The 7,320-nt window shown below is 72.0% G+C and carries 8 protein-coding genes; 4 read left to right on the forward strand and 4 right to left on the reverse strand.

The genetic code is table 11. The features are described from left to right. Both RH94_RS09845 and RH94_RS09850 read left to right on the forward strand, forming a co-directional pair. On the forward strand, nt 1-1,562 hold a 1,562-nt coding region (locus RH94_RS09845; protein ID WP_234425659.1), incomplete at its 5' end, for a helicase-related protein. A gap of 143 nt (nt 1,563-1,705) precedes the next feature. Next, nucleotides 1,706-2,605, forward strand: a complete 900-nt coding sequence (locus RH94_RS09850) for an alpha/beta fold hydrolase (RefSeq protein WP_073947241.1) — start codon at nt 1,706-1,708, stop codon at nt 2,603-2,605. A gap of 22 nt (nt 2,606-2,627) precedes the next feature. Here RH94_RS09850 and RH94_RS09855 read toward each other — a convergent pair whose 3' ends face one another. Beyond that, nucleotides 2,628-3,524 carry an NYN domain-containing protein gene (locus RH94_RS09855; RefSeq protein ID WP_073947242.1) on the reverse strand — a complete coding sequence of 299 codons (897 nt, stop codon included), beginning with the start codon at nt 3,522-3,524 and terminating at the stop codon, nt 2,628-2,630. A 201-nt stretch (nt 3,525-3,725) separates the two neighbouring features. Here RH94_RS09855 and RH94_RS41260 point away from each other — a divergent pair, with 201 nt between their 5' ends. After that, a complete protein-coding gene (locus RH94_RS41260) occupies nt 3,726-3,902 on the forward strand; it encodes a hypothetical protein (protein ID WP_199880916.1) in 177 nt (58 codons plus the stop codon). Between the two features lie 26 nt (nt 3,903-3,928). Here the strand turns inward: RH94_RS41260 and RH94_RS09860 are convergent, their stop codons facing one another. From RH94_RS09860 to RH94_RS09870, 3 genes are all read right to left on the reverse strand, one after another. Continuing rightward, nucleotides 3,929-4,534 (reverse strand): MarC family protein, encoded by a 606-nt coding sequence (locus tag RH94_RS09860; protein WP_073947243.1) that lies wholly within the window; start codon nt 4,532-4,534, stop codon nt 3,929-3,931. 75 nt (nt 4,535-4,609) lie between these two features. Then, nucleotides 4,610-5,467, reverse strand: a complete 858-nt coding sequence (locus tag RH94_RS09865; protein ID WP_073947244.1) for a PHP domain-containing protein — start codon at nt 5,465-5,467, stop codon at nt 4,610-4,612. 178 nt (nt 5,468-5,645) lie between these two features. Beyond that, nucleotides 5,646-6,287 (reverse strand): DUF6758 family protein, encoded by a 642-nt coding sequence (locus RH94_RS09870; RefSeq protein ID WP_073947245.1) that lies wholly within the window; start codon nt 6,285-6,287, stop codon nt 5,646-5,648. A gap of 177 nt (nt 6,288-6,464) precedes the next feature. Here RH94_RS09870 and RH94_RS09875 point away from each other — a divergent pair. After that, the coding region (locus tag RH94_RS09875; protein WP_234425660.1) for an MFS transporter at nt 6,465-7,320 on the forward strand (856 nt) is incomplete at its 3' end.

Below are 7,320 nucleotides of genomic sequence, written 5' to 3' on the forward strand. Positions count from 1 at the left end.
CCCGCCGCTACATGTCGCAGCCCATGCACATCCGCGCCACCGCGCCGGACGACGAGGGCGTGACGGTCGCGAACATCAAGCAGTTCGTCTACCGCGCGCACTCGCTCGACAAGCCGGAGGTGGTCGCCCGCATACTGCAGGCCGAGGGCCGCGGACTGGCGATGGTCTTCTGCCGGACCAAGCGCACGGCGGCCGACATCGCCGAGCAGCTGCAGCGCCGCGGCTTCGCCTCCGGCGCGGTCCACGGCGATCTCGGCCAGGGCGCCCGTGAGCAGGCGCTGCGCGCCTTCCGCAACGGCAAGGTCGACGTGCTCGTCTGCACCGACGTCGCCGCGCGCGGCATCGACGTCGAGGGCGTCACGCACGTCATCAACTACCAGTCGCCCGAGGACGAGAAGACCTACCTGCACCGCATCGGCCGTACGGGCCGCGCGGGCGCGTCGGGTACGGCGATCACGTTCGTCGACTGGGACGACATCCCGCGCTGGCAGCTGATCAACAAGGCGCTGGAGCTGGACTTCAACGATCCGGTGGAGACGTACTCCACCTCCCCGCACCTGTTCTCGGACCTGGACATCCCCGAGGGTACGAAGGGTGTCCTGCCGCGCTCGGAGCGCACCCGCGCGGGGCTGGACGCGGAGGAGCTGGAGGACCTCGGCGAGACCGGCGGCCGCGGGCGCGGCCGCGGTGGCCGGGGCGGCCGGGACGAGGCGCGCGGCGCCGACCGCGCCGATCGCGACGAGCGCCCGGCGCGTACGCCGCGGCGCCGGCGCCGTATGCGTGGCGGTGTGACGCTGGACCCGGCGTCGGCCGAGGGCACCGCACCGGCCGAGCCCGGCGCCATGGAAGAGACCGCCGTCACCCGTACGCCGCGGCGCCGGCGCCGCACGCGCGGTGGCGTGTCGGCACAGCCGGTGGCGACCGCGGAGCCCACGGAAGCCGCAGAAGCCGCGGTGACCACGGCCGAGGGCCCGGCCCCCGACGCCACGGAGCCCTCCGCGAAGCCGCGCCGCCGCACCCGCAAGTCGGCGGAGACCGGGCCCACGGCCATCCCGGAAACGCCGGAACCCACCGAGGCACCCGCCGAGGCGGCACCGGACACGGCCGAGACCAAGCCGCGCCGCCGCACCCGCAAGACCGCCGAAGCGGCCGACACCGCGACGGACGCCGTCGGGACCACTGCCGAGCCGGCCGAGACCAAGCCGCGCCGCCGCACCCGCAAGGCCGCCGAGGCGGTGGTCGACGCGGAGGCCGCCGTGGCGGTGGTCGACACCGCCGAGGACACCGAGGCCAAGCCGCGCCGCCGCACCCGGAAGACGACAACCACCGCTGAAGTTGCCGAGGCCAAGCCCCGCCGCACCCGCAAGGCGGTTGCCGTCGCCGAGGCTCCCGAGGAGGCCGAGGCCAAGCCCCGGCGCCGTACGCGCAAGGCCGCCGCGGAGACCGTCACTGCCGGGATTCCCGCGCAGGCCAGCGATGAGCCGGAAACCAAGCCGCGCCGCCGCACCCGCAAGACCGCCGAGGTGACGGCCGCCGCCGTCGCGGAGTCCGCGGAGGCCTGATCCGGCGGAGTCCGGCGGTCCAGCACCGTACGACCCGGCCAGACCTCGCAGACCTGGCAGATCCGACGGCCCGGTCCCACCCACCCGGTGGGGCCGGGCCGTCGGCGTACGCCCCCACGCCCCCTTCCCGATAGCCTCGGCGCATGAGCAGGCCTCCTACGTTCGTCCCGCCGCCCGGAGCACGTGTGTACCGGTTGCGTACCGCGCGCGGTGAGTTCGCCGTGGTCGACGCGCCCGTCGCGGACGGTGCCGAGCCGCGGGGCACCGTCCTGCTGCTGCCGGGGTTCACCGGGAGCAAGGAGGACTTCAACCCGCTGCACGAGCCGCTCGCGGCGCGCGGATACCGGACGGTGGCCGTCGACGGGCGCGGGCAGTTCGAGTCGGACGGGCCCGTGGACGACGAGTCCGCGTACGCCCAGGCCGAACTCGCCCGGGACGTCCTCGCGCAGGTGGAGGCGCTCGGCACCCCCCTGCATCTGCTCGGGCACTCCCTCGGCGGCCAGATCGCCCGCGCGGCCGTGCTGCTCGACCACTCCCCCTTCCTCTCGCTCACCCTGATGGCCTCCGGCCCGGCGCGGATCTCCGCCTCGCAGCAGCAGCGTGTGAAGCTGCTGCACGACGCGCTCGGCGTGATGACGATGGCCGAGGTGTGGGAGTCCGTCCGGGCCATGGAAACGCCCGCGCCGGGAACGCCCGAGGAGACCGTCACCGGCGCCGAACTCGTCGCGGGCCTCGACGGCCACGAGGACCTGCGCCGCCGTTGGCTGGCCAACAAGCCCGCGCAACTCCTCGCCACCGGACGCCAGTTGTGCGTCGAGCCGGACCGCGTCGTCGAACTCGCCACCGTGCCGATGCCGTTCCACGTGCTGTCGGGGGCGCTGGACGACACCTGGCCGGTGTCGCTCCTGGACGACATGGCCGTACGGCTCGCCGCCCGGCGCACGGTCGTCGAGGGCGCCGAGCACTCCCCCAACTGCGACCGGCCGCTCGACACGGCCCGCGCCCTCGCCGACTTCTGGGACGCCGTCCGCACGGAGTGGTAGCCGTCCGCACGGGGCGGTACGGCTAGAACTGCGTCTGCAGGTGCTCCCAGAAGCCGTCCCGCAGCACGCGCCGCAGGTCCGCCTGGCCGCGCAGGGAGTACTGGAGGATGTTCTCGGCCTCGACCAGCAGGTCCTGGTCCACCGAGCCCGGCAGATAGGGGTGACCGGGCAGCAGTTCCCCGACGGTTTCGCGGCCGCGCTCCACGAGCCACTTCGCGGCGATCTGGGCGCCCACGAAGCGCACGTTCTCACGGGTCGGACGGACCGTCGTGGCGGGGTCGTACGCGGGCGTGGTGCGCCGGGAGACGTACGGCTTGAAGAAGTCGAGGTCGAGCGTGCGCTGGCTGTCGACCTCCCAGAGCAGCGGCTCGGCCTGGTTGCGGCCCTCGGGGGCCTCGACGCCCCACAGGTGGACCCGGGCGCCGTAGCCCTGGGCCGCCTCCACCGCCGACACCAGGTCCTCGTCGCCGCCGAGCAGGGCCGCGTCGCTGATGGCGCGGTGCCGGGCCAGTGACTCCAGGTCCGTCCGGATGAGGGAGTCGACGCCCTTCTGCTGGTTGTTGGCGTTGAGGTTGCCCAGGCGGACCTTGACGTCCGGCAGCTCGGCGATCGACTGCTGCTCGGCGGTGTGTATACGGCGCCTGGCGCCGTCGTACCAGTAGACGCGCAGCAGCCGGCTGTCGGCGAAGACGGTGCGGGCCCGGTCGATGAGCGCGTCGATCAGCCCCTCGGCGTCCAGGTCGAAGGCCCTGCGGTCCTCCGTCCCGGCCACCAGCCGCCCCGCCGCCGCGTAGAGGTACCCGGCGTCGACGAAGATCGCGTGGGTCGAGGGCGTCTTCGCCACCTCGGCGAGCATGCGCTCCAGCAGCTCGTTCGTGCGGTCGATGCGGGCGGACAGCGCCCCGAGGTCGTCGTTCATCTCCCCCATTGTCCCGGCGGTCACACTGCGAACACAACCGGTCCCATTCGGTCGACCGACACTCTCTTGCCGGTCATTGATTAGTCACTTAAAAATTTTCTTTAGCGTAGGGAATGTTTGTACCGCTCAGCTCGTTGTACCCGTAGGGAACACGGAGCACTGCCGCCCGTGTGCCCTCATCGAGCAATTCTCCTCAGGAGGATGACCAGACGAAGGGAGAAGCCCATGCGCTTCGAGATCATGCGACTTGACGAGACCGACGGCACCGCGGTGGACAGCACCGTCGTGGACGCCGCCTCCGTCAACGGGATCGTTCAGCAGGCCGCCGCGATCGGCCAGAGGCTGTGGATCCGCCCGGCCGAGACCCCGGTCTCATAACGGCCCCCACCACGGCGGGCCCGCTCTCAGGCGCCCTGGATCACCTGGGTGACGCCGTTGATGACCTGCTGCACGGCGATCGCGGAGAGCATCATGCCCGCCAGCCGGGTGACCAGCACCACGCCGCCGTCCTTGATGACCCGGATGACCAGCAGCGAGTAGCGCATCACCAGCCACAGCACGATGTGGATGGCGAGGATGGCCGTCCACACCGAGACCTGACCGGCCACGCTGTCGGCCTTCTGCACGGCGAGGATGACCGACACGATCGCACCGGGCCCGGCCAGCAGCGGCATGCCCAGCGGGACCAGCGCGACGTTGACGTCCTTGGTCTGCTTGGGCTCGTCCGTCTTGCCGGTGAGCAGGTCGAGGGCGATCAGCAGCAGAAGCAGCCCGCCGGCGATCATCAGCGCCGGGACGGACACGTGCAGGTAGTCCAGGATCTCGTGGCCGAGCAGGCCGAACACGGCGATGACCCCGCCCGCCACGCACACGGCCTGAAAGGCCATCCGCCTCTGCATCTTGGCGGGCCGTCCGGCGGTCAGCGCGAGGAAGATCGGGGTGATCCCGGGGGGATCCATGATGACGAAGAGGGTGAGGAAGAGGGAGCCGAAAACGGCAGCGTCGAACATCGGTGAGCAGGCCTTGCAGAAGAGTGAAGAAGAACGAAGAAGAGTGAACTGACGTGAGGTGCGGGAGGGCGGGGCTCAGGCCCCGCCGGTCCCCGGCACCGGGAACGCCCCGGTCGCCCGCCGCGTGATCTCCCCGTACACCTCGGGATCCGTCGTGTACTCGCCGAGCGAGACGGTCTTCCGGCTGCCGTGGTAATCGCTGGAGCCGGTCACCAGCAGCCCCAGTTCCCCGGCCAGTCCGCGCAGCCGCGCGCGGGTGCCGGAGTCGTGGTCCATGTGGTCGACCTCGAGGCCGTCGAGCCCGGCGGCGGCCAGCTCGGCGATCATGGACTCCGGCACCGTACGGCCCCGCTTGGCGGCGGCCGGATGGGCGAGGACGCAGACTCCGCCGGCGCCCTTGACCAGCCGGATCGCCTCGAACGGGTCCGTCTCGTGCTTCTCCACCCAGGCCCGGCCGCCGTCGGCCAGCCAGTCCCCGGTGAAGGCGTCGCTCACGGTCGGTACGACGCCGAGCTCGACCAGCGCCGAGGCGACGTGCGGCCGTCCGACCGAGCCGTCGCCCGCGATCCGCGCGACCTGGTCCCAGGTGACCGGCACGCCCAGCGCGTTCAGCTTGGCGATCATCGCCCTGGCCCGCGGCACCCGGTCGTCGCGGACCAGTTCCCGCTCGGCGAGCAGCGCGGGCTCCTCGGGGTCGAAGAGATAGGCCAGCATGTGCATGCTGACGCCGTCGGCACGGCAGGAGAGCTCGGCCCCGGTGACGAGGGTCAGCCCCCCGGGCAGCGCGGCGATCGCCTCGGCGTGTCCGCGGGTGGTGTCGTGGTCGGTCAGCGCGACGACGTCCAGACCGGCCGCGGCGGCGCCCAGCACCAGCTCGGCCGGGGTGTCCGTACCGTCGGACGCGGTGGAGTGGGTGTGCAGATCGATGCGCACGACACGGACTCCAGGCGGTGACGGGACGGAAGGGGACACCCAAGGATAACGGGAGTCCGGGGATGCCCTGTCACACCCGCTCGGCCCCTGCGCCCCCTACGACCCGGCCCCGACCCCCACGCACCCCCGCGCAGCCCGTCCCCTACGGCCCGGTACCGACCTCCGCGCGCCTCGTCCCCTACGGCCGCAACAGCCGCGGCGACAGCGCCCCGCACGGCACCAGCTCCAGCTCCGCCCCCGCGTCCCGCAGGTCGGCCAGCACCAGTTCGTCGTACATCAGCAGCCCGGACTGCTCGGGCCACACCACCGCCCACAGCCACAGCCCTAGCGCCTCGCCCGCGAAGACGGCACGGTCGTCCGGAACGCCGGAGACGTGCCACAGCGGGGTGGGGCGGCCACCGGTCAGGACCTTGGCGTCGGGCGGCTTCTCGACGTCCAGGTACGTACCGGGGTCCGGACCGGCGATGCCGGCGTAGCGCGCGCCGAGGCCGATGCCGAGCTCCTCGGCCACCAGGATGAGCTCGCCCATGCCGCCGAGCGGACCGGGCCCCGAGCAGGCCACGGCCGTGGCACGGCCGCCGCTGCGGTCGTCCCCGGCGTAGGTCACGCCCGTGAACAGCCAGCCGACCGGCAGGGGCCACGGCATCCACACCGGCACCTGCGCGCGGCGCACCACGACCCCGAGGGTCTCGACGCTGGGCGGGATCACGGGCTGCAGCGGATACACCGCCCCGTGCACATCGCACTGCCAGGAGTCGTTGAAGAGTCCGGGAGCCCTGACCCGGCCACCGCACTTCGGGCAACTGGGTTCGCCCCTCATAGGGCCCCACGGTCCTACCCCGGCCGCGCCACGTCAAGGACGATCACTCGTCCGGCCGGAACACGCGGCCCGGAAAAAACTAGGTGCATATTGCATCAATTAGCTTCCCTAACCTATTGTGTGCAAAGAGCAACGACCCGGACGTGCGAACGATCCAGATGCGTAAGGAGCGCGTGCATGCGCAGCAGTACAGGGGGCTCCGCCGGAGGTGACCCGTTCGACGAGGGAGCGGGCGGCATCCTGCGGCAGCCGAAAGCGGTCTGGGCGACGGCCGGCGCCTCCGTCGTCGCCTTCATGGGCATCGGACTCGTCGACCCGATCCTGCCCTCCATCGCCCGGGGCCTGAACGCCACGCCCAGCCAGGTCTCCCTGCTCTTCACCTCGTACTTCCTGATCACCGCCTTCGCGATGCTGGTGACCGGCTTCGTCTCCAGCCGCATCGGCGGCCGCAGGACCCTGCTGCTCGGGCTCGCCCTCGTGGTGGTCTTCGCCGGGCTCTCCGGCACCTCGGGGTCCGTCGGCGAACTGGTCGGCTTCCGGGCCGGCTGGGGTCTGGGCAACGCGCTCTTCGTCTCCACCGCGCTCGCGGTCATCGTCGGCGCGGCGGCCGGGGGCAGCGCGGCGGCGATCCTGCTCTACGAGTCGGCCCTCGGCCTCGGCATGGCGTGCGGTCCGCTGCTGGGCGCGCTGCTCGGGAACGCCAGCTGGCGCTACCCGTTCTTCGGCACCGCGTTCCTGATGGCCGTCGGCTTCCTGTGCATCACGGCGTTCCTGAAGGAGCAGCCGAAGCCCGCCCGCAAGACCTCACTGCTCGACCCGGTCAAGGCACTCGGCCACGGCGGGCTCGCCTCGGCGGCGGTCTCGGCGTTCTTCTACAACTACACGTTCTTCACCGTGCTGGCCTTCACGCCGTTCGTGCTGAACATGACCCCGTACACATCGGGTGCGGTGTTCTTCGCCTGGGGCGTGCTGCTCGCGCTCTTCTCGGTGGTCGTGGCGCCCCGCATGCAGAAGCGGTTCGGCTCGCTGAAGG

The organism is Streptomyces kebangsaanensis (genome assembly GCF_001906585.1).
Taxonomy (GTDB): Bacteria; Actinomycetota; Actinomycetes; order Streptomycetales; family Streptomycetaceae; genus Streptomyces; species Streptomyces kebangsaanensis.

Bases quoted from the DNA above. Each gene is read 5' to 3' on its own strand.
- RH94_RS09850 (WP_073947241.1), top strand. From the start codon at position 1,706: ATGAGCAGGCCTCCTACGTTCGTCCCGCCGCCCGGAGCACGTGTGTAC.
- RH94_RS09855 (WP_073947242.1), bottom strand. From the start codon at position 3,524: ATGAACGACGACCTCGGGGCGCTGTCCGCCCGCATCGACCGCACGAAC.
- RH94_RS41260 (WP_199880916.1), top strand. From the start codon at position 3,726: ATGACCAGACGAAGGGAGAAGCCCATGCGCTTCGAGATCATGCGACTT.
- RH94_RS09860 (WP_073947243.1), bottom strand. From the start codon at position 4,534: ATGTTCGACGCTGCCGTTTTCGGCTCCCTCTTCCTCACCCTCTTCGTC.
- RH94_RS09870 (WP_073947245.1), bottom strand. From the start codon at position 6,287: ATGAGGGGCGAACCCAGTTGCCCGAAGTGCGGTGGCCGGGTCAGGGCT.